This is a genomic window from Bradyrhizobium sp. HKCCYLRH1034, from assembly GCF_051168375.1.
Classification (GTDB): Bacteria; Pseudomonadota; Alphaproteobacteria; order Rhizobiales; family Xanthobacteraceae; genus Bradyrhizobium.
Map to the genome: position 1 here is coordinate 339,804 of NZ_JBNPUW010000006.1, position 24,526 is coordinate 364,329.

Below are 24,526 nucleotides of genomic sequence, written 5' to 3' on the forward strand. Positions count from 1 at the left end.
AAATGCGCATCGCATGCTCGCCGTCGGGATTATCACTGATCGGACGCATTCGGTAGGCACCGATCCGGCATGGCCGAATTCTCGTTGCCGACGACACGGATCAACAAACCGGAGTGATCATGGTGCTCTCCACGACCTTCCTGCGCCTGGCATTGGTGATGGGACTCGTTGCGACCACGGCCGCGCGAGCCGAGAGCATCAATGCCGGCGATCGCAAGGCAAGCGCCGTGCGCCCGTTCGAAGCGCGGAGCGTTGCCGAGTTCGATACGCCCTGGGCCATCGCCTTCCTGCCGGATGGGCGGATGCTGGTCACGGAGAAACCAGGCCGGATCTTTCTCGTCACGCAAGGTGGGCAGAAGATCCAGATCGGCAACGTGCCTGCCGTCGCGGCGCGCGGACAGAACGGCCTCCTGGACATTGCGGTGTCGCCGAGCTTCGCGACGACGTCGCAGATCTATCTCACCTACACCGAGCCGAGCAGCGAAGGCAGCCGGCTCGTCCTGACCCGTGCCGTGTTGTCGGTTTCGAATGACAACGCCACGCTGACCGACCCCACCGTCATCTGGCGCCAGACGCCCGCCGGCGGCGGCGGGCAGCCCGGCGGCATCATCGCGTTCGATCCGTCGGGAACGCATCTGTTCCTGACGGTCGGCGACCGCATGCAGCCGAACAGCGCCCAGGATCCACGTCAGGCGCGCGGCAAGGTGCTCAGGCTCGATCTCGACGGCGCGACTCCGTCGGACAATCCCATGGCCGAGGACAAGGGCGTGCCGGCCCAGACGTGGACCACCGGCCACCGCAATCCCTACGGGCTCGCCTTCGCATCAGATGGCAAGCTCTGGCTGCACGAGATGGGACCACGCGGCGGCGACGAACTGAACCTGATCGAGCCGGGCAAGAACTACGGCTGGCCGCTGGTGTCGAACGGCGACAATTACAACGGCACGCCGATCCCGCGGCATGCGACGCGGCCCGACCTCGCGCCGCCGCCGCTCTATTGGGATCCTGTGATCGCGCCGGCCGGCCTGGTCTTCTATGATGGTCCGATGTTTCCGCAATGGAAGGGATCGGCGCTGATCGGAGGCTTGCGGGTGCACGCGCTGGTCCGCGTTGCCTTCCGGACCGATGGTCAGCCTGACGAGGCCGAGCGCTGGGACATGGGCGAGCGCATCCGCGACGTCGCCGTGGCGCCGGACGGCGCCGTCTGGGTCATCGAGGACGACTCGCCCGGCCGCCTGCTGCGGCTGACACCGATGAAGTAGCTGCGCAGCAGCATTGATGCGAAGGCGCCGATGCCGGGGTCGCCACAGCCCGCGATGCCGTTGACAGGGCCTGCGCCGATCCCCACACCATCCGACAAACAACAAGAGAAGGAGTGGGGAGATGAACGCGCTCGATTTCACGGGACGCTCGGTGCTGGTGATCGGCGGATCGAGCGGCATCGGCAACGGCATCGCGCAGGCGTTTCGCGCGCAGGGCGCGCGCGTCGACGTCAGCGGCACGCGGGCGAGCGCCGCCGATTATGCCGAAGGTGAGGGCTCCGATCTCGCAGGGGTGAACTACCATCAGCTCGATGTGAGCGATCCCGGCGCGATCGAGAGCTTCGCGCCGCGGCTCGATCGGCTCGATGTGCTGGTGCTGGCGCAGGGCGCGGTATTGTACCGGCGCGGCGAATTCGCCATGGAGGGCTTTCGCAAGGTGGTCGAGGTCAACCTCATCAGCCTGATGGCCTGTGCGACGAAATTTCACGGCCTGCTGCGCGATGCCAGGGGCGCGCTCATCATCGTCTCGTCGACCGCGGCCTATCATTCGACCATGGGCAATCCGGCCTACAACGCCTCGAAAACCGGCGCGATGGGATTGACGCGAACCCTGGCCGAGGCGTGGGCGGAAGACGGCATCCGCGTCAACGGGATCGCGCCCGGGCTCGTCGACACCAAGATGACCAAGGTGACGACCGCCAATCCGAAGCGCCTCGAGGGCGCGCTGCAGCGCATTCCGCTGCGGCGGCTGGGGACGCCGCAGGACATGGCCGGTGCGGCGCTGTTCCTGGCCTCGCCGCTGTCGTCCTACATCATCGGCCAGACCCTCGTCGTCGACGGCGGCCTGATTTTGTAGTCGTCCGGAACCTGCGCCGTGCTGGCCGGTTAGCAGGCCAGCAATCCCGCACAATGCAGAGAAGGAGAGCGGCAATGGATCAGGATCGGCTGACCGGTACGGCCAAGGATGTCGCAGGCAAGATCGAAGGCGGCGTCGGCGAGATGTTGGGCGACAAGAGCACGCAGGCGTCGGGGCGTGCACGCGAGGCCTCCGGCGTCGTGCAGAACATGTATGGCCAGGCCAAGGACGCGGCGCGCGAGGCTGGCGATGCGGCGATGGATTTCGCCAAGGATACGTTCGGCAACAGCTCCGAGACGCTGCGTGACGGCACGCAGGCGCTGACCAAGCGGGTTCAGGACAATCCGATGGGCGCGCTGCTGGTCGCCGGCGGCATCGGCTTCCTACTGGCGATGCTGATGCGCTCGCCGAGCCGGCCGCAGCCGCCGCAGCGCTGGCGCTACTGAGCCCGCAAAGACCCGCTGACGATCAGATGACAATCGGCCCGCATTCGCTCTCGAATGCGGGCCGATTTGTCATTGGCACCTTGGTCCGGAATGATCCGCGTCGATCGCCCTCAGCGCCGAAATGTGGTCACGATCAGCGGCCCTGGGTCTCCAGCGATGCTGCCGAGCGGCCGACCAATCCTGGCGGCCGCGGCGGCGCGTTCGGATTGCGCGCGGCGGGCGGCCGCGCCGGCTGCTGTTGCTGCTGAGGCGCGCCGAAGCCAAAAAACTCACGAACGCCCTGATTCGGCTGCGGCGTTTGAGCTGGCGGCTGCTGGGTGGGCGCCCCCGGCGTGGTCAGCCGCCTTTGCCGCGGCTGCGGCGACACCGGCCCAGGTGCTGCCGGCGTCGCTTCCGCCGGCGAAGTCGCTGCCATCGGCGCTTCGGGCCGGGTCGGCTCCTTCGGCGGCTCCTTGGCCTGCTCACGGCCGACCTCGCGGCGAGGCCAGACGAAATCGTCGGCGCGGCCGGCCGGCGGGCTCAGCGCCTCGCCCTTGACCAGGGTTCGGGCCGCCAGCGCGTCGACCGCCGCAGGTCGGGAGCCGGGGCCGCCCAGCAACTGATCGGTGCCGACGGATGACGCCACCAGCGGCAGGATCGGGCCGGCGACCGGCCGCGGCGCCGGCTGGCCCGGTACGGCATTGGCGTCCGGCGTGGCCGGCTCGTTCGGCAGCTCGAGCGGCGCGGAACGGGCCGCGAGCAGCCGGTTGATCTCACGCTCGGCATAATGGGCGAGCTTGCGCGCGCCCGGCTTGGTGAAATAGACGCCGTCATAGGAGCGCAGCTGGCGGATCTGGCCCTCGAAGTCCGGGCCTTTCTGCAGGAAGCGGCCGGCCTCGTCGACGAAGCCGTCCCAGACATCGACATAGGTGATGCCGGCCTTGCCGGCGGCATCGCGATACAGCGAGTCGAGGAACAGCGTGTCCGCCGTCCCCTTGGGACCGCGAACCGCGGGCAGGCCGACCCAGAGCACGGGCACGCCCTTGCTCTTGGCGATCGCGATCATCTCCTCGATCTTCTTCGTATACAGCTCGACCCAGCGCTCGTCCCGGAACTCGTAGAGGCCGCCCGGCGAGCGGGCGGCCTTCTCCGGTGCCGCGACCGCAGGCGTGTCGTTGTCGGCCTCGTCCTGCGGCAGATCGGTATCGGCAGCCTTGTCGTCGGGCTTGGCCGCCGTGTCGGCCTTGCCATCCGGCTTGGCTTCGCCCGGCTTGGTCTCACCAGGCTTTGTCTCACCAGGCTTGGCCTTGGCATCCTTCTTGGCCTTGTCGCCCTTCTTGTCGTCGGTCTTCTCGATCGCGGGCTCGCGCAGCGAGATGCGGTCGTTGAGGCCGAGCATGATGACGATGGCGTCGGCGCGTTCGGTCGCCAGGATACCCTTGGCGGCGGCGGCCCAGTCGGCCGGCTCGCCCCTGGGCTGATACTTGATGAGGCCCGACGTGGTCCGGATCCTGCGGGTCACGCCCATGTCGGGCTGCTCGGCATAGGCCTCTTCCAGGCCATAGGCGAGCCAGTCGGCCATGGCGTCGCCGAGCACCAGCACGTAGCGGTCCGGCGCGCCATCACGCTTCTCCGGCGGCGGCGCCTTGGAATAGTCTTGGATCACCCTCTTCGGCTGTTGCTGCGGGAACGGAGCGAAGAATTCGCCGCCGAACCAACCTCCGCCACCTCCACCGCCGCGCGGTGCCGGGCGGGGCGAAGCGAACGGGTTGAAGTTGAAGAACTGGGCCGAGGCGGGACCGGCGATGCCGACGAGCATGGCGATGACGACCGCCAGCACGACCAGCGGGCCGGGCTCGTTCAACAGCTTGAGGATGGACTTCAGCTTTGACATGCGCACCCGTCGCGCGGCGTGATCGTGACGATTCATATAATAGGACGCGAATCAGGCCGCAAACGGGCATTCACCGGATGGTGTTGACGGCGCCGGTAATCGCCCCAGAAGGTTACCGGCAGGGCAGATTGGGGCTGCGATCAGCGCGTCCGCAGCCGTTCGAGCACATCCGAGGTGGCAAATCCGTCCGCCGGCGCCCCGATCGAGGCCTGGAAGTTCCGCAGCGCCTCGCGCGTCTGGCCGCCGAACTGGCCGTCCGGCGTTCCGCGGTAAAATCCGCGCTCGGCGAGCAATTGCTGCAGCTCGAGCCGCTCGCCGCGCGACAGCGTTCGCTCCTCGCGCGGCCAGGCCTGAACGAACGGCGGTGCGCCGCGGAGGCGGTCGGCGAAGTGTCCGATCGCCAGCGCATAGGCTTCCGCAGGGTTGTATTTCATGATGACGCGGAAGTTCTGCAGCATCAGGAAGCCGGGGCCCTGGGCGCCGGCCGGCGCCAGCAGATAGGCCTTTTCGGCGCCAGTCGGGAACGGCTGACCGTTGGCCCGCCGCAGGCCGAGCTGTTCCCACTGGGCGAAGCTCATGCTCTTGGCGCGGTCGGCGAGCATGTAGTTGAAGCCCTGGGGCACCACGACCTCGTAGCCCCAGCTCTGGCCGCTCTGCCAGCCGTCCTTCTTCAGATTGTTGGCGGTGGAGGCGATCAGGTCGGCCGGATTGTCGACGACGTCGCGGCGGCCGTCACCATCGGCATCGACGGCGAAGCGCTTGAACGCGGTCGGCATGAACTGGGTCGGGCCGAAGGCGCCTGCCCAGGAGCCGCGCAACTGCTCGGGGCGCAAATCGCCGCGATTGAGGATTTCCAGGGCGGAGAGGAACTCATCCTTGAAATAGGCCTGGCGGCGGCCGATGCAGGCGAGCGTCGCGGTCGACTGCAGCACGCTACGGTCGCCGATCTGGGTCGAGTAGTTGGACTCGATGCCCCAGATCGAAGCGACGATGTAGCGGTCGACGCCATAGGTACGCTCGGCCGCATCGAACTGCGGCTTGTACTTCGCCAGCACCTCGCGGCCCTTCGCCAGCCGGTTGTCGTTCACCAGGATGTCGAGATAGTCCCAGATCGATTTGGTGAATTCGGGCTGCGCGTCGAGCAGGTCCATGATGCGCAGGTCCGGCGACAGGCCGGCGGTAAAGCGCTGGAAATTGTCCTGGGTGATGTTGCGTCGTGCGGCATCTGGCCACATGCCGGCGACGCAATTGTCGAAATTGCCGGCGGCTTCGCGGATCGCCGCCGCCGTCATCAGCGGATGGCCGGAGGCGCCGTCCTGGCCGCTCCACGGCTGCGGCCCGCCGGCGGCAGGGGGCTGGTTGGGGGCGGGGTCGCCCTTCGTCAGGGTGCCCGTGAACAGGCCGTCGAGAAAGTTCAGCGGCCCGCCTGAGGATTGCGCGACAGCGGAACCAGACACCACCGTCAACGCCGTGACCAGAACCGCCGCGCCAGCACCGGCCTTCAGAGCTGTCAGCATCACGTTCCGTCGCATCATGTCTCGATCCAGATCGCATGGAAGATCGGCCTCCACGAGGCCCGGTCCTGCTTAACGGGAGATTAACAAGGTTAACGATTTCCGCAGCGAAATTTAGCCGTTCGGTCCGTGTCGAGCGGAACACTGGACCAACATCCGCCTTTGTTCTCGGCTGCAAACGAGCTACCTAAAATGCGATCGATTTCGCATTCATATCGCCACAAGGTCTAGTCATCCCCATGAAGATCCGCAAAGCCGTTTTCCCGGTCGCCGGTCTCGGCACCCGCGTCCTGCCCGCCACCAAGGCGATGCCGAAGGAAATGCTGACGATCGTCGACAAGCCGCTCATCCAATACGTCTTCGACGAAGCCAAGGAGGCGGGCATCGAGCATTTCGTGTTCGTGACCGGGCGAAACAAGACCGCGATCGAGGATCATTTCGACCGCATGTACGAGCTCGACGCGACGCTCGCGGCGCGCGGCAAGAAGACCGAGATGGAAATCCTCGCGCGCGACCAGCCGGAGGCCGGCGCGGTCAGCTTCACCCGCCAGCAGGCGCCGCTCGGGCTCGGCCATGCCGTGTGGTGCGCGCGCGACATCGTCGGTGACGAGCCGTTCGCGGTGGTGCTGCCCGACGAGCTGGTGCTGAACGCGCCGGGGTGCCTGGCGCAGATGATTGCTGCCGCCAGCAAGCTGCCGGAAAAGAGCAATGTGCTCGCCGTGCAGGAGGTGCCGGCCGATCAGACCCATCAATACGGCATCTGCGGCGTCGGCAAGCGCGACGGCAAGATGTTCGAGGTCGACGGCATGGTCGAGAAGCCGGCCAAGGGCACCGCGCCGTCGAACTTCTCGATCACCGGGCGCTACATCCTGCAGCCGGAGATCTTCCAGATCCTCGCGACGCAGGAGCGCGGCGCCGGCGGCGAGATCCAGCTCACCGACGCGATGATCGGTCTGTCGAAGACGCAGAAATTCTACGGCGTGGACTTCGACGGCGAGCGGCATGATTGCGGCTCGAAGTCCGGCTTCCTGAGGGCCAACATCGCCTTCGCCATGGCGCGAGCCGACCTGCGCGATGGCCTGCGCGCGGACATGAAGCGCTATCTCGAAGGCAAGGGCTGAGGCCAAGCCGGCGCGAAATGCCGCGCCTTCGAGGCGGTTGGCGGCATCACGCCGCCAGCGAAGCCGCGGGTGACGGATGACGCACCGCTGCGCTGGCGCAGCGGTTACGGCCCGCGGCCTTGGCCATGTACAGGGCGCGGTCGGCGGCATTGAGCAGGCCGGTCCAGTCCGTGTCGCGCGACGGCGTGACGCTGGCGGCGCCGATGCTGATCGAGGTGGTGCACGCTTCTCCCGCCCACAGCTTGACCTTGCTGCGGATCGTCTCCGCGACGCGCAGCGCATCCGCTTCCGAGGTCCCCGGCAGCAGCACCGCGAACTCCTCGCCGCCATAACGCGCGGCGCAGTCGCCGGCGCGCCGCACCGAATCGGAGATGCACACGGCGATGCCGACCAGCACCTGATCGCCGGCCTGGTGCCCATGGGTGTCGTTGTAGCTCTTGAAGTGATCGGCATCGATCATCAGCAGCCCCAGCGGCGCGCCGGCGCGCTGCGCCCGCCGCCATTCGAGTTCGATGGTCTCGTCGAACTTGCGCCGATTCTTCAGGCCCGTCAGCGGATCCGTGGTCGCGAGCTGCTCCAGTCTGGATTCGACCTTCGCCCGGAGCTGGATCTCGCGCGCGGCGACCTGCGTCGCGGCCAGGACGAACACGATCAGCGCCAGCATCATCGCCCCGATCTCTGCAGCCTCATGGCGCCAGTATGCATAGACGCTGTCCCACGACTTGCTGGCGATCACGACCAGCGGCTCATTGGCATTGCGCCAGACCAGCAGCCGCGGCAGATCGTCCAGCGCGCCATAGCTGCTCGACCAGCCGGCCGGCTCGGTGAGCGCGCGGGTCACGGCCGGCGCCCGCGCCAGGTTGCGCCCGATCGCGCCGGTATCGAACGGCGCGCTGACGATGACGGTGCCGTCGCGCCGGAGCCCGGTGATGTTGTCGCCCGCCCCGAGCGTGAGCCTTGCGAACAGGTCGCGGAAATAGCCGATGCGGATCGAGCCGGCGACGACGCCGGCGAAGCGTCCGTCCGGCGTCGAGATGCGGCGGCTGAGAACGATGGAATATTGGCCATGATGCTGAGCGGGCCGCCCGACATAGAGCCCGGTGTCGGGCCGGTCGCGATGCACCTGGAAGAAATCGGCATCGCTGCGGTCCTCCGGCAGCGGGTCGAGCGTCGACGACTCGAGCGACAGCCGCCCGCGGGCATCAAAGACTTGGATGGTGCCGAAATTCTTCGCGGTGGACGAACGGTCGAACAGGATCAATTGGCGGACGTGCTTGCTGACCTCGTTGATTTCGGGCAGCAACATGTTGCTGGCCACCGCCCGCAGCGAGAGATCGTAGAGCTCGACGGTGCGGCTGATGTCGGCGCCGATGCTGGCGGCCATGTTCTCCAGCGCCTGCCGGGCGCGGACTTCCTCGCTCCGGCGCAGGTCGATCATGACGCTGGCGCAGATGGCGGAGAAACCGATGATGGTCGAGATGGAGCAGGTGATCAGCGTGCGCGCCGAGAGCCGCCAAGGCTGCGTCGCCCGGCCCGTTCGGCGTGTCCAGCGCATCGGATCGTCCCGTCCCCCGTGGAGTCCCGTCCGTAGACTGACGGATAAAGCCGAAGTAACGCATGTTAGGTTAACGAGTCGTTGCGTTCGCCGCGCCTGTCGTCAAGGCGGCCGCACACGCGCTGGTACGATGGAGTCGAGACTTGCCGGACTATGATGCGCTTCGAGACTATCTCAAGCGGCAGACCCGCCCCGAGCTGGTGCTCAGCCTCGACGAGATCGAGGAGCTGATCGGCGACGGCCTGCCGCGCGCCGCGCAGCGCGCCTCGTGGTGGGACAGCCTGCGAAGTCCGCAGGAGAAGATGCCGCAGCGCGAGGCCTGCCTGGCGGCAGGCTATGTCGCGACCCGGCTGCCCGATGGCAAGGGCGTCCGCTTCCGCAAGCTGAAGCCGGAGCGCTGAGCTGCATCTGTGTCCGCGGCACTGGGGCTGTGTCCTGATTTTCCGGCGGTAGTGCTTCGCGCTCAACGTCGACGAGGCGATCGAGGTTTTGGAGAACGCCGGCTGGAAGAAGGGCGCGAGCGGCATTCGCGAGAAGGGCGGCAAGCCGCTCAAGCTCGTGGTCCAGATCTCCACCAACGTCCCGCGGCCGAAGAACCATGTCATCGTCACGTAGGCCTGCCAGAAGGCGGGCATCGAGCTCGAGCCGAAGTCGGTGGTGGCTCGGCGTTCTTCTCCAGCGACGTCGCCAATTCCGACACCTACACGCACGTCTACTGCGACATGGAGATGCTGATGATCAACGATGGCGTCGCCGGGTCCGCGCGTCAGCGGCATCCGCAAAGGTTTGTCGAGCCATTCCTCGGAATGGGACAATGACCTCTGGCAGTTGCCGAACTGGTGTCGCGAGAGCTGAGCGCACATCGAGAGCGTTCATTCCGAAGCAGAACATTCCGGTGTGTGGCGACCGTCGCGAGCGACGTAGTTCCATTTTCCGGGATGTGACTCGCAGTCAATCTTTCCGCATCTGCGAAGTGCGACAATCGATCCGTTCTTTATTGCGGAATTGGCCCGGATTCTGCTTTGACAGTCGCTTCGAAGGCTGATCCAATTTTATGCAGTTCCCGATCGATCCAGGACGGGGACGCGTTTTTGGCATTCAGCACCACCTTTGGAGTCGATGGATGAACGAGCGTGACCTCCGTAGCCAGATCGCTGATGTCAAAGCAGGACGCCTGTCACGGCGCGAATTTGTGCAGCGGATGATTGCCGTGGGGCTGACCGCGCCGATGGCTGGCGCGATGCTCTCCTACTCAGGTGCCGCGGTCGCTGCTGATGCCATCCCCTACAAGCCGACCAAGGCCGGTGGCGGCGGTCCGCTCAAGCTGCTGCTCTGGCAGGCGCCGACGCTGCTCAATCCGCATTTCGCCATCGGCACCAAGGACCAGGAGGCCAGCCGCCTGTTCTACGAACCGCTGGCCGGATGGGACAAGGAGGGCAATCTGGTGCCGATTCTCGCGGCCGAGATTCCGAGCAAGGAGAATGGCGGTCTTGCCGCCGACGGCATGTCGGTGACCTGGAAGCTGAAGAAGGGCGTCAAATGGCACGACGGCAAGCCGTTCACGGCCGACGACGTCATCTTCAACTGGGAATACGCCAACAACCCCGAGACCTCGGCGGTCTCGATCGGCAGCTACAAGAACGTCAAGTCGATCGAGAAGATCGACGATCTGACCGTGAAGCTGGTCTTTCCGCAGCCGACGCCGTTCTGGGCCGATGCCTTCGTCGCCTCGTTCGGCTGCATCATCCCCAAGCATCACTTTGCGGATTATATCGGGGCGAAGTCGCGCGAGGCGCCGGCGAACCTGAAGCCGGTCGGTACCGGTCCCTACATGTTCGTGGACTTCAAGCCGGGCGACACCGTCGCCGGCAAGCGCTTTCCGGACTATCACGTGCCGACGCAGCCCTATTTCGACACGGTCGAGATCAAGGGCGGCGGCGACGCGGTCTCCGCTGCGCGCGCAGTGCTGCAGACCGGTGAATACGATTACGCCTACAATCTGCAGGTCGAGGACGAGATCCTGACCAAGCTCGAGGCGGGCGGCCAGGGCAAGACCGAGCTGACGCTGACCGGCAACATCGAGTATATCGGCCTCAACGTCACCGACCCCAATGTCGAGGTCGACGGCGAGCGCGCCAGCCTGAAGACCAAGCACCCGCTGTTCTCCGATCCCGAGGTGCGCAAGGCGATCAATCTCCTGATCGACCGTGCGTCGGTGCAGAAATTCATCTATGGACGCGCCGGCGTCGCGACGCCCAACTTTCTCAACAACCCCGAGCGCTTCCGCTCCAAGAACAATACTTTCGAGTTCTCGATCGAGAAGGCCAACCAGATCCTCGACGCCGCCGGCTGGAAGAAGGGCGCCTCCGGCATCCGCGAGAAGGACGGCAAGCCGCTCAAATTCGTGTTCCAGACCTCGATCAACGGCCCGCGCCAGAAGAACCAGGCGATCATCAAGCAGGCGTTCCAGAAGGCCGGCATCGAGGTCGAGCTGAAGTCGGTGGTCGCGTCGGTGTTCTTCTCCTCGGACGTCGCGAACCCCGACACCTACTCGCATTTCTACTGCGACATGCAGATGTATCAGACCACGATGCCGCAGGCGGATCCGCAGTTCTTCATGAACCAGTTCGTGTCCACCGAGGCCGCGACCAAGGAGAACAAGTGGCAGGGCCGCAACATCTGCCGCTGGCAGAACAAGGAGTATGACGAGACCTACATGCTGGCCCAGAGCGAGCTCGATCCGGTCAAGCGCGCCGCGCTGTTCATCAAGCTCAACGATCTCGTCGTGCGTGACAACTACGTCCTGCCGGAGATCAACCGGCTCAATGCGATCGGCGTGAAGAACGGCATGGTGCTGTACAAGAGCGGCTGGGACAACGATCTGGCGTTCATCGCCACCTGGTATCGGGCGAGCTGACGCGCGGCCAGCATGACCAGCCAGACATCGTAGGGGTGGAGCGATGGGAAACTATCTTCTCAGGCGCCTCATCGTCGCTGTGCCGAGCCTGCTCGGCATCAGTCTCATTCTGTTCGTGCTGCTCGCGCTGGCACCGGGCGATCCATTCGGCGAGCTCGCGAGCAACCCGAACGTGCCGCCCGAGGTGCGCGAGGCGCTGCGCATCAAGTTCGGGATGAACGATCCCGTGCTGTTGCGCTATGTCCACTGGCTGGTCGCCATGTTCCAGGGCGACTGGGGCTTCTCCTTCGCCAGCCGCGTCAACGTCGACACGCTGATCCTGCAGCGGATACCGACCACGCTCTACGTGGTCGGCACCGCGCAGATCCTGGCGCTGGCGGTGGCGCTGCCGGTGGGCGTGCTCGCGGCGCGGCGGCCGTATTCGATCTTCGACCAGATCGCCAACACCTTCGCCTTCATCGGCTTCTCGCTGCCGACCTTCTTCACCGGCTTGCTGCTGATCCTGATCTTCAGCGTCAATCTCGGCTGGCTGCCGTTCGTCTATCGCGCCGACCTGCAGGCGACCGGCTGGCAATGGTGGTGGGAGAGCATCAAGCAGGCGATCATGCCGGTCATGGTGCTCGGCCTCTACCAGGCGGCGTCCTATACGCGCTATGTTCGCTCCGCCGTGCTCGACGTCATCAAGCTCGACTACGTCACGACCGCGCGTTCCAAGGGCCTCGACGAGGGCAAGGTGATCGTCAAGCACGTCGTGCGCAATGCGCTGATCCCGGTGGTGACGCTGGTCGCGCTGCAGATGCCGACGGTGTTCGGCGGCGCCATCGTCACCGAGCAGATCTTCCGCATTCCCGGCATCGGCTCGCTCCTGATCAGCGCGATCCTCGCCAACGATACGCCGGTCATCATGGCGGTGACCTTCGTGTTCGCCTGTCTCGTCGTCCTCTTCAACCTCATCGCAGACATTCTGTATGGCTGGCTTGACCCACGCATCTCCTTCCGTTGAGACGGTGCCGGTCGTCGCATCGCCCAAACGGCGTTTCTCGCCGGGCCGCGACGCGCTCCGCCGCTTCCTCCGTCACCGCCTCGCGGCGGCCAGCATCGTCGTGCTGCTGCTGCTCGCGCTCTCGATCCTGCTCGGCCCGTGGCTGTGGCGGATTCCGATCAACGAGATCGACTTCACGGCACGCCTCGCGCCGCCGTCCTGGGAGCACCCGTTCGGCACGGACGATCTCGGCCAGGATCTGCTGGCGCGCATGATCTATGGCGGCCGCATCTCGCTTGCGGTCGGCTTTGCCGCGATGGGCGTGGCGCTGTTCGTCGGCATTCTCGTCGGTGCGATCGCCGGCTCGGCCAAGGGACCGGTGGATGCCGCGCTGATGTGGCTGACCGATCTGTTTCTGTCGCTGCCGCAACTGCCGCTGCTGCTCCTGATCATCTATTTGTTCCGCGATTTCCTCAAAGGCTGGCTCGGCCCGGAAGGCGGCGTGTTCGTGCTCATCGTGCTCGTGATCGGCGGCTTCCGCTGGATGCATGTGGCGCGTCTGGTCCGCGCCCAGTTCCTGTCGCTGCGCGAGAAGGAATTCGTCGAGGCGGCGCGCGCGCTCGGCGCCTCCAACACCCGTCTCGTCGTCCGCCACATCCTGCCGAACGCGCTGGGGCCGGTGATCGTCGCCGGCACCATCGACGTCGCGGCCGCGATCATCGCGGAATCGACGTTGTCGTTCCTCGGTCTCGGCTTCCCGCCGGACATTCCGACCTGGGGCCGGCTGCTGTTCGACGCCAAGGACTATCTCGACATCGCGCCGCATTGGGCGCTGTTCGCCGGCGGCGCGATCTTCCTCACGGTCATCGCGATCAACTTCATCGGCGATGGCCTGCGCGATGCGCTCGATCCGCGGAAGGTGATGTGATGGACGCGCGCGTGGCTCCGCTGCTCGAGATCAAGGGGCTGAAGACCTATTTCAACACCGACGAGGGCGAGGTCCAGGCCGTCGACGGCGTCGACATCTCGATCGGCAGCGGCGAGACCCTGTGCGTGGTCGGCGAGTCCGGCTCCGGCAAGACCGTCACCGCGATGTCGGTGCTGAAGCTGATCGCGATGCCGCCCGGCCGCATCGCCGGCGGCCAGATCCTGTGGCAGGGCCGCGACCTGGTGCCGCTCGGCTCGTCCGAGATGAACAAGATCCGCGCCAGCGAGATCGCGATCGTGTTCCAGGAGCCGATGACCTCGCTCAACCCGGTCTACACCGTCGGCGACCAGATCGCCGAGGTGATCCGGCTGCATCAGGGCCTGTCCAAGAAGGCGGCGATGGATCGGGCGGCGGAGATGCTGGCGCTGGTGCAGCTTCCCAATCCGAAAGCCCGCATTCACGACTACCCGCATCACTTTTCCGGCGGCCAGCGCCAGCGGGTGATGATCGCGATGGCGCTGTCGTGCAACCCGAAGCTCCTGATCGCCGACGAGCCGACCACCGCGCTCGACGTCACGATCCAGGCGCAGATCCTCGATCTGCTGCTCGACATGAAGGAGCGGCTCGGCATGTCGATCATGCTGATCACCCACGCGATGGGCGTCGTCGCCGAAGTCGCGCAGCGCGTCGTGGTGATGTATGCCGGCCGGGTCGCGGAGGAGGCGCCGGTCGAGCGGCTGTTTGCCAATCCGCGCCATCCCTATACGCAGGGCCTGATCCGCTCGATCCCGCGGATCGATCTCGACGCGGTCAGGAAGAGCCGGCTGGAAAGCATCCCCGGCAGCGTGCCGAAGCTGGTCAATCCGCCGGAGGGCTGCCGCTTCGCCTCTCGCTGCCGCTTCGCCATTCCCGATTGCAGGACCGCGCAGCCTCTGCTGCGCGAGATCGAGCCCGGCCACAAGGTGGCGTGCATCCGCGCCGAAGAGACGTTGCTGTGATGACCGAAGCTGCCATTGCCACCCCCGTCGTACCCGCGCCGCTGCTCAGCGTACGCAACCTGACCAAGGCGTTCCCGATCCGGGGCGGGCTCTTGAAGCGCCAGATTGGCAGCGTGCGGGCCGTGGACGGCGTCAACTTCGACATCGAGCCGAGCGAGACCTTCGGCCTCGTCGGCGAGTCCGGCTGCGGCAAATCGACCACCGGGCGCTGCGTCCTCCGGCTGATCGAGCCGAGCTCGGGCGAACTGAATTTCGAGGGCAAGGACGTCATCGCGCTGTCCGGCGAAAGCCTGCGCGCGCTTCGCCGCGACATTCAGATCATCTTCCAGGACCCCTATGCCTCGCTCAACCCGCGCATGACCATCGGCGCCATCATCGGCGAGGCGCTGACCATCCATGGGCTGGCGACCTCACGCCAGCAATACGAGGCGCGCATCGTTCATCTCCTGGAGACCGTCGGCCTGCAGGCCGACCACATGACGCGCTATCCGCACGAGTTCTCGGGCGGCCAGCGCCAGCGCATCGGCATCGCGCGGGCGATCGCGGTCGAGCCCAAGCTGATCATCTGCGACGAGCCGGTGTCGGCGCTCGATGTGTCGATCCAGGCCCAGGTCATCAACCTGCTCGAGGATCTGCAGCAGAAGTTCGGCATCGCCTATCTGTTCGTCGCCCACGACCTCTCGGTCGTCGAGCACATCAGCCGCCGCGTCGCGGTGATGTATCTTGGCCGCATCGTCGAGACCGCGCCGTCACGCCAGCTCTATTCGACGCCGAAACATCCCTACACCGAGGCGCTGCTGTCGGCGGTGCCGATCCCGGATCCGAGTGTCAAGCGCAAGCGCGTGCGGCTCAAGGGCGAGGTGCCGAGCCCGATCAATCCACCATCGGGCTGTCACTTTCATACCCGCTGCCCGATCGCCAAGGACGTCTGCAGCAAGGAAGTGCCGCCATTGAAGGCAAGCGCCGAGGGGCATCTCGTCGCCTGCCATTTCCGTTGAGGCGGAGATCGGCGCGTTACGCCGCCTGACGGTCCGAGACCAGCGCCGTCAGCCGCGCCGATTGCTCCGGGGTCAGTGCGAACTGGACCAACGCGGTGCGGTCGCCGACGCGGGTCACGGTCCCCGGCAGATCGGACACCATGCCGGTGATGGCAAGCGTCACCGACGTGTTCATCGTCAGACGAACCGGAACGGCTTCGAGCAGGGCGCCGCCGAGCGAGAGGTTGCGCACGGTGACAGGGATCGCTTCGCCGTTCACCTGCAGCGTGCCCGGGCGGTTGATGTTGAGCCGCGTCGACAGCCGGCGATCGACGTCGGCAGTCGACGTCCGGATCACCCGCACCAGTTCGGTGCGCAGCCGCTGCACCTTGTCGGCGACAACAGTCGAGCCGTCGCGGATGTCGGTCGAGCGCCGGCCGGCCTCGCTGGCTTCGCGAGAGACCTCGGCGATCTGGCTGGCGACCTCGCGCGCGGCGGCGGACGTCTCCTCGACCGTGCGCGAAATCTCGATGGTCACGCTGTTCTGCGCCTGGATCGCATCGGCAATGCCGGAGGATACGGCTTCGACGTTGCGGATGACTTCGCCGATCGCCCCGATCGAGGTGACCGAGGCGCGGGTCGAGTCCTGAATCTCGGCAATCTGCTGCGCGATCTCGCTGGTCGCCTTGGCGGTCTGCTCGGCGAGCGATTTCACCTCGGAGGCGACGACCGCAAAGCCGCGGCCTGCATCGCCGGCCCGGGCGGCCTCGATGGTGGCGTTCAGCGCCAGCAGGTTGGTCTGGCCGGCAATCTCGCTGATCAGGCTGGTCACGGCGCCGACCTTGTCGGCGGCTTCCGACAGCTTCGCGATGGTGGCCTGGGCGTCGGACGAGGCGGCAACGGCCTTGCGCGTGAGCTCGCGCGACGAGCTGACCTGGCTGGAGATCTGCGAGATCGAGGCGGCGAGCTGGGCCGACGCCTTGGCGACCGTCTGGGTGGTGGCGAGGGCCTGCTCGGCCGCCGCCGCAACGCTGCTCGAGTTGCGCTCCAGCGTCAGCGCACTGTCGGTCATCGACTTGGCATTGTCGGCCATGTGGCCGGTTCCCTGCGCGACCTCGCCGACCGCGCTGCTGGCGGCCTGCTCGACGGCTTCGGCCATCTCCTGCAGCGCCTTGGTCTTGATGCGCTCTGCGACCTGCCGCTGCTCGTCTTCGAGCATCGCGGTCTGCCGCGCCTTCTCCTCGGTCTTCTGCCTGAACTGCTCGATCGAGCGCGCCATGTCGCCGAGCTCGTCGCTGCGGTTCTGGCCCGGCAGTTTGATGTCGAAGTTTCCATTGCCGAGCTCGGTCAGCGCGCCGCTCATCGCGGCCAGCGCCGACGACATCCGCCGCGCGATGATCAGCGTGATCGACCCGATGATCAGCATCACCAGCATGGCGGCAATGAACACGCTGCGCTTGCTCTCCCACATCTGGGCTTCGAGATCATCGACATAGACACCGGTGCCGATGATCCAGCCCCAGGGCTCGAAGCCGGCGACATAGGACATCTTCGGCTGTGGCGCATCCTTGCCGGGCTTCGGCCACATGTAGTCGACGACGCCGGCGCCCTGGCGCTTGACGACGTCGACCATTTCGACGAACAGCCGCTTTCCGGTCGGGTCCTTGTTGTCAGCGAGGTTCTGACCATTCAGCTCCGGCTTGATCGGATGCATGACCATCTTCGGACCCATGTCGTTGATCCAGAAGTAGTCACCGCTGCCGTAGCGCAGCTTGCCGATCCGCTCGGCCGCCTTCTTCTGCGCGACCTCGGGCGCCACCTTGTCGCGCGCGATCGCGTCATATTCCTCGCGGGCGATGCTGACCGCCGTCTGCGCCAGATGGCTCAGCTCGCTCTGCCGCTGATCCTTGAGAGCGGTCTCGAGGTTCTGGCTCTGCGTTGCGGCGAGCCCCACCAGTCCACAGAACGACAGGCCGATGATCGCGTAGATGCGGAAAGCGAGAGAGAAACGCGGCTGAGCCATGGGGCGGTCCGGGCAAATGAGGGAGCTAGATGCGAGTGATTTTAAGGATTCGCAGTTGATGCCCGGTTAAGTGTGGATGGTAACCAATTGCCGCACTCGCGAGGCATTCCCGTAGTAATACGAGCGCCGTCTTGTGAGTGAGTTGAGTAGTTGCGTAGTTCTGGGTCAGGACATGTCGGGCCTGATCAGCTCGGTCGCGTTTTCATCCTTCAGTCGTGCGACCAGATCGGCGCGGCGGGTGAGCACTGCGCGCTGGTTGATATAGCCCTTGTCAGTGATCTCGCCGGCATCGAGCAAGGGCGGCTCCGCCATCAACAGCGCACGGGTCGCATAGCGCGACGAGCCGACCGCCTCGGTGCGGAGCCTGGCCAATCCTCGCGCGATGGCGGTGCGCACCGATGGATGCGCCAGAACGTCGCCGGCCGGGACGGCCTCGGTCATCCCGGCAGCGCCGCGGCACGCTGCGATGTTGGGCACGATGAGAAAGTGCACCTCGTCGGTGCCGTGGCCGGCGATCACGATGTCCTGCGCCAACGGCGCCAGCGCCGCGATGCCGGCGACGCGCAGCGCGCCGACGTTCACCCATGTCCCGGAGCTGAGCTTGAAATCCTCGGTGATGCGGCCGTCGAAGAACAGGCCGCGCTCCGGATGCTCGGGATCTGCAAGCTTCACGGCGTCGCCGATCTTGTAGAAGCCCTCCTCGTCGAAAGCCGCGGCCGTGAGTTCGGGCGCCTTCCAATAGCCCGGCATCACGTTCGGCCCGCGCACGCGCACCTCGAGCTTCTCGCCGGTCGGCACCAGCTTGAGCTCTGTGCCGGGGATGGGCACGCCGATGTTGCCGGCGCGCTCGGCGAAGAAGTGGCAGTCGGTCGCGAGCGGCGATGTCTCGGTGGCGCCCCACGCCGACACCAGCGGTGCAGGGCGGCCGATCGTGGCCCGGCTCATCTCGTTGAGCGCATCCCACAGATTTTGCGGCAAGGCCGCGGCCGCATAGAGGATGCACCTGACGCCGGAGAAAAATCTGCGGCGCAGATCGTCGTCGGACCTGAGTGCCGCGACCAGCATGTCGAAGCCGCGCGGCACGTTGAAATAGATCGTCGGCACCAGGCTGCGTAGATTGGCGAGCGACGTCTCGAACAGGCCCGGCGCAGGCTTGCCGCCGTCGATGTAGATCGATCCGCCGTGGCTCAGCACCAGGTTGAAATTGTGGTTGGCGCCGAAGGTGTGACTCCATGGCAGCCAGTCGACGATGACGGGGCCGCCCTCGACCTCGCGCAGGAACGTCCACAACTGCGCCTTGGCCTGCTGGCTCATGGTCAGCATCCGGTGCGTGTTGATCACCGCTTTCGGCTGCCCGGTCGAGCCGGAGGTGAACAGCAGCTTGGCCACCGTGTCCGGCGTGACCGCGGCGAAGGCGCGGTCGACCTCCGGCCCGGGCTTTGTCGCGAGCAGGGCCTGCAGCGACAGCGCGCTCGTTGCATCGCCGTCGCCGGCGATGACCGTCGCCCGATGCAGGCCGTCGACGGCGGCGAGCGCGCGCGCGAACGGCTCGCGCTGGGCGACGAAGATGGCGCCGGGATCGAGCAGACGGATCATCGCACGCAGCTTCTCGTGGTCCGTCGACATCAGCGAATAGGCCGGGGAGATCGCGCAGACGGGGATGCCGACGTGCTGCGCGGCGAGCGCCAGCACGGCATGGGCGATGCTGTTGTCGGAGAGGATCGCCAGCGGACGCTCGGGACCGAGGCCCTGCGCGAGCATCCAGGCCGCGGCGGCGCGGACCTGCATCAATGTTTCGCCGTAGGTGAGCCAGGTCCAGTTGTCGCCACGACGTTCGGCCAGGAACGTGCGATCCGGGAAATGGCGGCCCCAATGCTCCAGCCATTCGCCGGTGCAGCGCGCGGCCGGCTGCAGCGGCATGCGCGAGCGCAGGATGATCGCGCCGTCGTTGCGCCTGACAGCCTCGATCGACGGCTTGGCGAACATCGCAGGCTCGGAGGCGCGGCGTTCTGCATCAGCCATGGCGTGTCTCCGGGCTGCGGGAGGTGATCGCTGAAGCTGCAGTGCGGGAGGAACACGCAGCGCGGCGGGCGCCGCGATCGGGTGCAATGCGCTGCCGCATTGCGGTTGCAGTGCAGGCAACCGTCGCCATCGATGACGGCATGCGTTTCCCTCCCATGTTGTATTCGTTGACCGCGAGACTAACAGAATGGTTGTACTTTGCAATTATTGTGGATGTGACCGATTGGAGCGGCTTGCCCCTGCGACGGCATCGGTCTAGGCAGGGATGCCTCATGTCAGCGAGCCAGCATGCCGAAGAGCGCGAGCACCGGAGCGCAGCGAGACGCAACCAGCCAGGATTCCGGGATCGGTCTCGGTGAGCTCGAGAACCATCTCGGCTATTTCGTCCGCCGCCTGCAGCACTGGATTTTCCGCGACGTCAACGCCGCGCTCGCGACGATCGACCTCGACGTCATCCTCTATTCGATCCTGGAGACGATCGCGGCCAATCCCGGCGCCGCGCAGATCGCGATCGCCGGCGCGCTGGGCATCGAGCGCGCGCGCATGGTCGCGCTGCTCGACGACCTGCAGCAGGCCGGCCTGATCGTGCGCGAGCGCTCCGAGCACGACCGCAGGGCCCATGCGCTCGGCCTGACGCCGCGTGGCCGCCTGATGCTCAAGAAGGCCAATGCACTGGTCGCCGCGCACGAGAAGCGGGTGGCACGCCGGCTCGGGGGCGACAATTATCGCCGCGCGCTCACGGCGCTGTCGCAGTTCGAGACGGACTAGGCTCGTCGCGAACGGGCCATGTCGCGAGCCTTCTGCCCCGCAAGCACGCATCGGTCATCACTCACACGGCACCCTTTACGCGGTACCGCGGTAAATCTACCTCAAACGAAGCAAAATGAAAGATGCATCCTGAGGCTGTTGCCGTCCTGGATGCATTGCAGCCTCAGCTCGCCGCTTCCAGCCGCTCTTCCGTGAGAAGCCGCATCGCGGCGTCGGCGTCCATCGGCTCGCCGAAGGCGTAGCCCTGGGCGTATTCGCAGCCGAGCTGATAGAGCTCGACGGCATCGGAGTCGGTCTCCGCGCCTTCCGCCACCACGTCCATGCCGAGGTCGTGCGCCAGCGCGATGATCGATTTGAGGATGACGGGACGGGTGCCGCGCGCGGTGGTGCGCACGAACGACTGGTCGATCTTCAAGGTGTCGAACGGGAAGCGCTGCAGATAGGCCAGCGAGGAATGGCCGGTGCCGAAATCGTCGATCGACAGGCCGACGCCGAGCTCGCGGATGCGCGCCAGCATCTGCGCGGCGTGCTCGGGGTTTTCCATCACTAGCGATTCCGTCAGCTCGATCTTGAGCGAGCCGCGCGCCACCGAAGAGCGCGCCAGCACCGAGCGGATGTCGTGGATCAGGTCGTGGCGCAGGAGCTGGCGGGAGGAGACGTTGACGCTGGCGAAGATCGGCTCGCGCAGCCGTGTCGCGCGCTGCCACACCGAGAGCTGCCGCGCCGTCTGGTCGAGCACGAAGGTGCCGAGATCGACGATCAGGCCGATCTCTTCCGCGATGGTGATGAACTCGATCGGCGACATCCGGCCGAGCTTCGGATGGTCCCAGCGTGCCAACGCCTCGAAGCCGGCGATCGAGCGATCCTCCAGCCGCACGATCGGCTGGTACAGGATGGTGATCTCCTGGCGCTCGATCGAGCGGCGCAGCTCGCTCTCCAGGGTCAGGCGGTCGTTCTTGCGCGCGCGCATCGCCGGCTTGTAGACGTCGATGCGGTCGCCGCCGATGCGCTTGGAATGATACATCGCAAGCTCGGCATCCTTGATGATGTCCTCCGACAGTTGCGTCTGCGGATCGGACAAAGCGAGGCCGATCGAGGCGGTCAGGAAGATCTCGCGCTCGTTGAAGGCGATCGGCGCGCGGATGGTCTTGCGGATGGTCTCGGCGAAAGCGGTGATGCGGGCGGGGTCCTGCTCGGACAGCAGGATCAGGCCGAACTGATCGCCGGCCAGCCGCGCCAGCGTGTCCTGGGGTTTGAGGATGCGCGACAGCCGCCGCGCCAGGGTCAGCAGGATGGAATCGCCGACCGCGATGCCGACGGAGTCGTTGACCTGCTTGAAGCGGTCGAGATCGATCACCATCAGGGTCGGCCGCATGGCCGGCATCGACTTGGCGAAATTGGCGACGGCGGCAAGACGGTCGATGAACAGCTTGCGGTTGGGCAGGCCGGTCAGATTGTCGTGCACGCTGTCGTGGAGCAGGCGCTCCTCGGCATTCTTGAACTCGGTCACGTCCGTCAAGGTGCCGACCACGCGCGAGACCTCGCCGTCGGAGCCGACCACGGGGCGCGCCTTCAGTGCGAACCACATGAAATGGCCATCGGGCGTGCGCAGCCGGAAGTCCTGCACCAGGCGGCCGCGGCGCTGGTCGAGGACACTGTCGAGCGCGGCGCGGAAGCGGTCCTGATCGAGCGGATGCAGCACCTCGAGCCATTTCGCGGCCGGGCCTTCGAGCGTGCCGCGCTTGAGGCCGAGCAGGCTCTCGGTCTCCGGGCTGGTGAACACCTTGTCGGCGGAGACGTCCCAGTCCCAGATCAGGTCGCCGGAGCCGGCGAGCGCCAGCGCGCGGCGCTCGACGTCGGAGACGATGCCGGTGGTGGCGCCGCCGCCGGCGAAGGCGTGCTGCATCACCGTAAAGCCGATCAGCATCACGATCAGCACGAGGCCGCCGAGCAGCGCCGGGCCGACGATGTCGTTGGTGACCTGGCCCGCGACCGTCATGCCGGCGGCGGCGACCCACACCGTGAGCAGGAACCAGGTCGGGATCAGCAGCACCGCGCGGTCGAAGCCGTGGCTGGAGAGATAGACGATCAGCGCAAAGCCCAGCACGGCGATCAAGAGCAACGACATGCGCGCGATGCCCGAGGCCACCGCCGGGTCGAACAGCGCCACCGCGACCAGCGAGCCCAGGAAGAACAGCCAGCCCAGCGTGATGTGCGAGTAGCGAACGTGCCAGCGCGACAAATTGAGATAGGCGAACAGGAACACCAGCAGTGTCGCGGCGAGGATCGCCTCGCCCGCCGCGCGCCAGACGCGCTCGGCATTGTTCGACATGTCCAGGACCTTGCCCCAGAAGCCGAAATCGACGCCGATATAGACCAGCACCGCCCAGGCCAGCGCCGCGGCCGCCGGAAACATGATACTGCCCTTGACCACGAACAGGATCGTGAGAACGAGGGCGAGAAGACCGGAGATGCCGATCACGATGCCCTGGTACAGCGTGAACGAGTTGACCTTGTCCTTGTAGGCCTCGGGCTCCCACAGATAGAGCTGCGGCAGCTTGTCCGTGCGCAGCTCGGCCACGAAGGTGACGACCGAGCCCGGATCGAGGGTGACGCGGAAGACGTCGGCGGTCGGACTCTCCTGCCGCTCCGGCAGGTCGCCGACCGAGGGCGTGATGGTGGCGATGCGCGACAGGCCGAGATCGGGCCACAACACGCCGGAGCCGACCACGCGGTAGTGCGGTGCCACGATCAGGCGGTCGAGCTGGTCGTCGGTGTTGTTGGCCAGTGCGAACACGATCCAGTTCTGGCCGCCCTCGCGCGCCCGCACCTCGATGCGGCGGACGATGCCGTCGGTGCCGGGCGCGGTCGAGACCTGGATGCGGTCGTTCTCGCTGCGCTGATGATCGAGGATGCCCGTGAGGTCGATCGCAGGCGCGTCGCTGCGAACGCTGACGGCGTCAACGGCCTGAGCGGGGGCAGCGGCACCACACATCACGAGGCCCAGCGCCGCCAACGACGCGAGGCACCTGATCAGACGCAATGTCAAATCTCCGCGTTCGACACCAATCCAAAGCGAAACAAGCCAAATCGAAAGAGGTCGTCGCCGGGCTAATTGGAGCCGTTCCAGGCACGGTTCAGCTGTGCGCGATCATTGGCACGAAAGCGAGGAGAATCAAAGAGTTTCCAAACACGCTGTGTTTAGACTGCGCCTAGATTTCCAACACAATTTTGCCAATATGTTGGCTCGTCTCCATGCGTGCATGCGCTTTGGCTGCATCTGCGAGGGGAAAGGTCGAGTCCATCAATGGCTTGATGCGGCCCTCGCGCAGGAACGGCATCACCTTGGCCTCGATCGCCGCCACCATCGCCGCCTTGTCGGCGTTGCTGCGCGGGCGCAGCGTAGATCCGGTATGGGTCAGGCGCTTCACCATCAGCTTGACGAAATTGACTGACGCCTTGGGGCTGGCGAGGAAGGCGATCTGGACGATGCGGCCATCGGTGGCCGCGGCGTCGTAGTTGCGCTCGATGTAGTCGCCGCCGACCATGTCGAGGATGACGTTGGCGCCCTTGCCGCCGGTCGCTTCCTTGACCGCGGCGACGAAATCCTCCGTCTTGTAGTTGATGGCGCGGTCGGCGCCGAGCTTCACGCAGGCGTCGGCCTTGTCCTGCGAGCCGACGGTGACCAGCACCTTGGCGCCGAATGCCTTGCCGAGCTGGATCGCCATGGTGCCGATGCCGGAGGAGCCGCCATGCACCAGCAGGGTCTCGCCAGCCTTCAGGCCGCCGCGCTCGAACACGTTGTGCCAGACCGTCATCAGGGTCTCGGGCAGGGCGCCGGCTTCCAGGAGGGACAGCGCCGGCGGCACCGCCATCGCCTGCGCATCTTGTGCGATGCAGTATTGCGCATAGCCGCCGCCGGCCACCAGGGACATCACGGTGTCGCCGAGCTTGTGCCGGACGGCGCCCTCGCCGAGCGCCACGACCTCCCCGGCCACTTCCAGCCCCGGCAGGTCGCTGGCGCCGGGCGGCGGCGGATAGCTGCCGGAGCGCTGGGCGACGTCGGGACGGTTAACGCCGGCGGCCTTCACCTTGATCAGGATCTCGCCGGGGCCGGGCTTGGGCACGGGCCGGGTTTCCGGCTTGAGCACCTCGGGTCCGCCCGGCTGGCTGATGGCGACCACGGTCATTTGCGCGGGCAGCTGTTCCATGAGAAATCCTTCGGCGAGGGCTGAAAGCGGGTGCTGCCGCGTGCTTAAGCCAGCCGGGGCATGGCTGGCAACC

At 66.2% G+C, this 24,526-nt stretch carries 19 protein-coding genes; 12 read left to right on the forward strand and 7 right to left on the reverse strand.

What is annotated here, in order from left to right:
* Window positions 1–119 precede the first annotated feature (119 nt).
* The 3 genes from ACQR0W_RS17025 to ACQR0W_RS17035 all read left to right on the forward strand — a co-directional run bounded on the left by ACQR0W_RS17025 (window position 120) and on the right by ACQR0W_RS17035 (window position 2,564).
* On the forward strand, window positions 120–1,262 hold the full coding sequence (locus ACQR0W_RS17025; RefSeq protein WP_315713873.1) for a PQQ-dependent sugar dehydrogenase: 1,143 nt from the start codon (window positions 120–122) through the stop codon (window positions 1,260–1,262).
* 121 nt (window positions 1,263–1,383) lie between these two features.
* The gene (locus tag ACQR0W_RS17030; RefSeq protein WP_315713874.1) at window positions 1,384–2,118 is read left to right on the forward strand and encodes an SDR family NAD(P)-dependent oxidoreductase; all 735 of its coding nucleotides are present in this window, start codon (window positions 1,384–1,386) and stop codon (window positions 2,116–2,118) included.
* A gap of 74 nt (window positions 2,119–2,192) precedes the next feature.
* Complete coding sequence (locus tag ACQR0W_RS17035) at window positions 2,193–2,564, forward strand: CsbD family protein (protein WP_315826013.1); 372 nt, start codon at window positions 2,193–2,195, stop codon at window positions 2,562–2,564.
* A 133-nt stretch (window positions 2,565–2,697) separates the two neighbouring features.
* Here ACQR0W_RS17035 and ACQR0W_RS17040 read toward each other — a convergent pair whose 3' ends face one another.
* Together ACQR0W_RS17040 and ACQR0W_RS17045 are read right to left on the reverse strand one after the other, a co-directional pair.
* Window positions 2,698–4,437: an SGNH/GDSL hydrolase family protein gene (locus ACQR0W_RS17040; RefSeq protein ID WP_316169486.1), complete on the reverse strand. Its 1,740-nt coding sequence runs from the start codon at window positions 4,435–4,437 to the stop codon at window positions 2,698–2,700.
* Between the two features lie 140 nt (window positions 4,438–4,577).
* Window positions 4,578–5,972 (reverse strand): lytic murein transglycosylase, encoded by a 1,395-nt coding sequence (locus ACQR0W_RS17045; RefSeq protein WP_315713877.1) that lies wholly within the window; start codon window positions 5,970–5,972, stop codon window positions 4,578–4,580.
* 218 nt (window positions 5,973–6,190) lie between these two features.
* Between ACQR0W_RS17045 and galU the strand changes: the two genes are divergently transcribed.
* A complete protein-coding gene (gene galU, locus ACQR0W_RS17050; protein ID WP_315713878.1) occupies window positions 6,191–7,072 on the forward strand; it encodes a UTP--glucose-1-phosphate uridylyltransferase GalU in 882 nt (293 codons plus the stop codon).
* A 46-nt stretch (window positions 7,073–7,118) separates the two neighbouring features.
* Here galU and ACQR0W_RS17055 read toward each other — a convergent pair whose 3' ends face one another.
* Window positions 7,119–8,627, reverse strand: a complete 1,509-nt coding sequence (locus tag ACQR0W_RS17055; protein WP_316186663.1) for a sensor domain-containing diguanylate cyclase — start codon at window positions 8,625–8,627, stop codon at window positions 7,119–7,121.
* Window positions 8,628–8,770: 143 nt separating this feature from the next.
* Between ACQR0W_RS17055 and ACQR0W_RS17060 the strand changes: the two genes are divergently transcribed.
* The 7 genes from ACQR0W_RS17060 to ACQR0W_RS17090 all read left to right on the forward strand — a co-directional run bounded on the left by ACQR0W_RS17060 (window position 8,771) and on the right by ACQR0W_RS17090 (window position 15,450).
* A complete protein-coding gene (locus ACQR0W_RS17060) occupies window positions 8,771–9,028 on the forward strand; it encodes a DUF7662 domain-containing protein (protein ID WP_315713880.1) in 258 nt (85 codons plus the stop codon).
* A gap of 88 nt (window positions 9,029–9,116) precedes the next feature.
* Window positions 9,117–9,242 (forward strand): hypothetical protein, encoded by a 126-nt coding sequence (locus ACQR0W_RS17065; RefSeq protein WP_410051199.1) that lies wholly within the window; start codon window positions 9,117–9,119, stop codon window positions 9,240–9,242.
* A gap of 508 nt (window positions 9,243–9,750) precedes the next feature.
* Window positions 9,751–11,544, forward strand: a complete 1,794-nt coding sequence (locus tag ACQR0W_RS17070) for a peptide ABC transporter substrate-binding protein (protein WP_316186664.1) — start codon at window positions 9,751–9,753, stop codon at window positions 11,542–11,544.
* 43 nt (window positions 11,545–11,587) lie between these two features.
* Window positions 11,588–12,547: an ABC transporter permease gene (locus tag ACQR0W_RS17075; protein ID WP_316165784.1), complete on the forward strand. Its 960-nt coding sequence runs from the start codon at window positions 11,588–11,590 to the stop codon at window positions 12,545–12,547.
* The gene (locus ACQR0W_RS17080) at window positions 12,513–13,454 is read left to right on the forward strand and encodes an ABC transporter permease (protein WP_315826014.1); all 942 of its coding nucleotides are present in this window, start codon (window positions 12,513–12,515) and stop codon (window positions 13,452–13,454) included. The genes ACQR0W_RS17075 and ACQR0W_RS17080 overlap by 35 nt, the downstream gene beginning before the upstream one ends.
* The gene (locus tag ACQR0W_RS17085; protein ID WP_316186665.1) at window positions 13,454–14,452 is read left to right on the forward strand and encodes an ABC transporter ATP-binding protein; all 999 of its coding nucleotides are present in this window, start codon (window positions 13,454–13,456) and stop codon (window positions 14,450–14,452) included. Before ACQR0W_RS17080 ends, ACQR0W_RS17085 begins: the two co-directional genes overlap by 1 nt.
* Complete coding sequence (locus tag ACQR0W_RS17090) at window positions 14,452–15,450, forward strand: ABC transporter ATP-binding protein (RefSeq protein WP_315713886.1); 999 nt, start codon at window positions 14,452–14,454, stop codon at window positions 15,448–15,450. Before ACQR0W_RS17085 ends, ACQR0W_RS17090 begins: the two co-directional genes overlap by 1 nt.
* 16 nt (window positions 15,451–15,466) lie before the next feature.
* Here the strand turns inward: ACQR0W_RS17090 and ACQR0W_RS17095 are convergent, their stop codons facing one another.
* On the reverse strand, window positions 15,467–17,452 hold the full coding sequence (locus ACQR0W_RS17095) for a cache domain-containing protein (RefSeq protein WP_315713887.1): 1,986 nt from the start codon (window positions 17,450–17,452) through the stop codon (window positions 15,467–15,469).
* 165 nt (window positions 17,453–17,617) lie between these two features.
* Window positions 17,618–19,474: a feruloyl-CoA synthase gene (locus ACQR0W_RS17100; protein WP_316186667.1), complete on the reverse strand. Its 1,857-nt coding sequence runs from the start codon at window positions 19,472–19,474 to the stop codon at window positions 17,618–17,620.
* A 288-nt stretch (window positions 19,475–19,762) separates the two neighbouring features.
* Here ACQR0W_RS17100 and ACQR0W_RS17105 point away from each other — a divergent pair, with 288 nt between their 5' ends.
* Window positions 19,763–20,242 (forward strand): MarR family winged helix-turn-helix transcriptional regulator, encoded by a 480-nt coding sequence (locus ACQR0W_RS17105; RefSeq protein ID WP_315713889.1) that lies wholly within the window; start codon window positions 19,763–19,765, stop codon window positions 20,240–20,242.
* Between the two features lie 163 nt (window positions 20,243–20,405).
* Here the strand turns inward: ACQR0W_RS17105 and ACQR0W_RS17110 are convergent, their stop codons facing one another.
* Together ACQR0W_RS17110 and ACQR0W_RS17115 are read right to left on the reverse strand one after the other, a co-directional pair.
* Window positions 20,406–23,285, reverse strand: coding sequence for an EAL domain-containing protein (locus tag ACQR0W_RS17110; RefSeq protein WP_315713890.1), 2,880 nt, complete (start codon window positions 23,283–23,285; stop codon window positions 20,406–20,408).
* A 169-nt stretch (window positions 23,286–23,454) separates the two neighbouring features.
* Complete coding sequence (locus tag ACQR0W_RS17115) at window positions 23,455–24,453, reverse strand: NAD(P)H-quinone oxidoreductase (protein WP_316169478.1); 999 nt, start codon at window positions 24,451–24,453, stop codon at window positions 23,455–23,457.
* Window positions 24,454–24,526: the final 73 nt, after the last annotated feature.

What these genes read in the sequence shown, in the direction of transcription:
- galU (WP_315713878.1), top strand. Translation starts at nt 6,191, where the DNA reads ATGAAGATCCGCAAAGCCGTTTTCCCGGTCGCCGGTCTCGGCACCCGC.
- ACQR0W_RS17055 (WP_316186663.1), bottom strand. Translation starts at nt 8,627, where the DNA reads ATGCGCTGGACACGCCGAACGGGCCGGGCGACGCAGCCTTGGCGGCTC.
- ACQR0W_RS17035 (WP_315826013.1), top strand. Translation starts at nt 2,193, where the DNA reads ATGGATCAGGATCGGCTGACCGGTACGGCCAAGGATGTCGCAGGCAAG.
- ACQR0W_RS17075 (WP_316165784.1), top strand. Translation starts at nt 11,588, where the DNA reads ATGGGAAACTATCTTCTCAGGCGCCTCATCGTCGCTGTGCCGAGCCTG.
- ACQR0W_RS17100 (WP_316186667.1), bottom strand. Translation starts at nt 19,474, where the DNA reads ATGGCTGATGCAGAACGCCGCGCCTCCGAGCCTGCGATGTTCGCCAAG.
- ACQR0W_RS17085 (WP_316186665.1), top strand. Translation starts at nt 13,454, where the DNA reads ATGGACGCGCGCGTGGCTCCGCTGCTCGAGATCAAGGGGCTGAAGACC.
- ACQR0W_RS17045 (WP_315713877.1), bottom strand. Translation starts at nt 5,972, where the DNA reads ATGATGCGACGGAACGTGATGCTGACAGCTCTGAAGGCCGGTGCTGGC.
- ACQR0W_RS17070 (WP_316186664.1), top strand. Translation starts at nt 9,751, where the DNA reads ATGAACGAGCGTGACCTCCGTAGCCAGATCGCTGATGTCAAAGCAGGA.
- ACQR0W_RS17040 (WP_316169486.1), bottom strand. Translation starts at nt 4,437, where the DNA reads ATGTCAAAGCTGAAGTCCATCCTCAAGCTGTTGAACGAGCCCGGCCCG.
- ACQR0W_RS17090 (WP_315713886.1), top strand. Translation starts at nt 14,452, where the DNA reads ATGACCGAAGCTGCCATTGCCACCCCCGTCGTACCCGCGCCGCTGCTC.
- ACQR0W_RS17025 (WP_315713873.1), top strand. Translation starts at nt 120, where the DNA reads ATGGTGCTCTCCACGACCTTCCTGCGCCTGGCATTGGTGATGGGACTC.
- ACQR0W_RS17115 (WP_316169478.1), bottom strand. Translation starts at nt 24,453, where the DNA reads ATGGAACAGCTGCCCGCGCAAATGACCGTGGTCGCCATCAGCCAGCCG.
- ACQR0W_RS17030 (WP_315713874.1), top strand. Translation starts at nt 1,384, where the DNA reads ATGAACGCGCTCGATTTCACGGGACGCTCGGTGCTGGTGATCGGCGGA.
- ACQR0W_RS17105 (WP_315713889.1), top strand. Translation starts at nt 19,763, where the DNA reads ATGCCGAAGAGCGCGAGCACCGGAGCGCAGCGAGACGCAACCAGCCAG.
- ACQR0W_RS17095 (WP_315713887.1), bottom strand. Translation starts at nt 17,452, where the DNA reads ATGGCTCAGCCGCGTTTCTCTCTCGCTTTCCGCATCTACGCGATCATC.
- ACQR0W_RS17080 (WP_315826014.1), top strand. Translation starts at nt 12,513, where the DNA reads ATGGCTGGCTTGACCCACGCATCTCCTTCCGTTGAGACGGTGCCGGTC.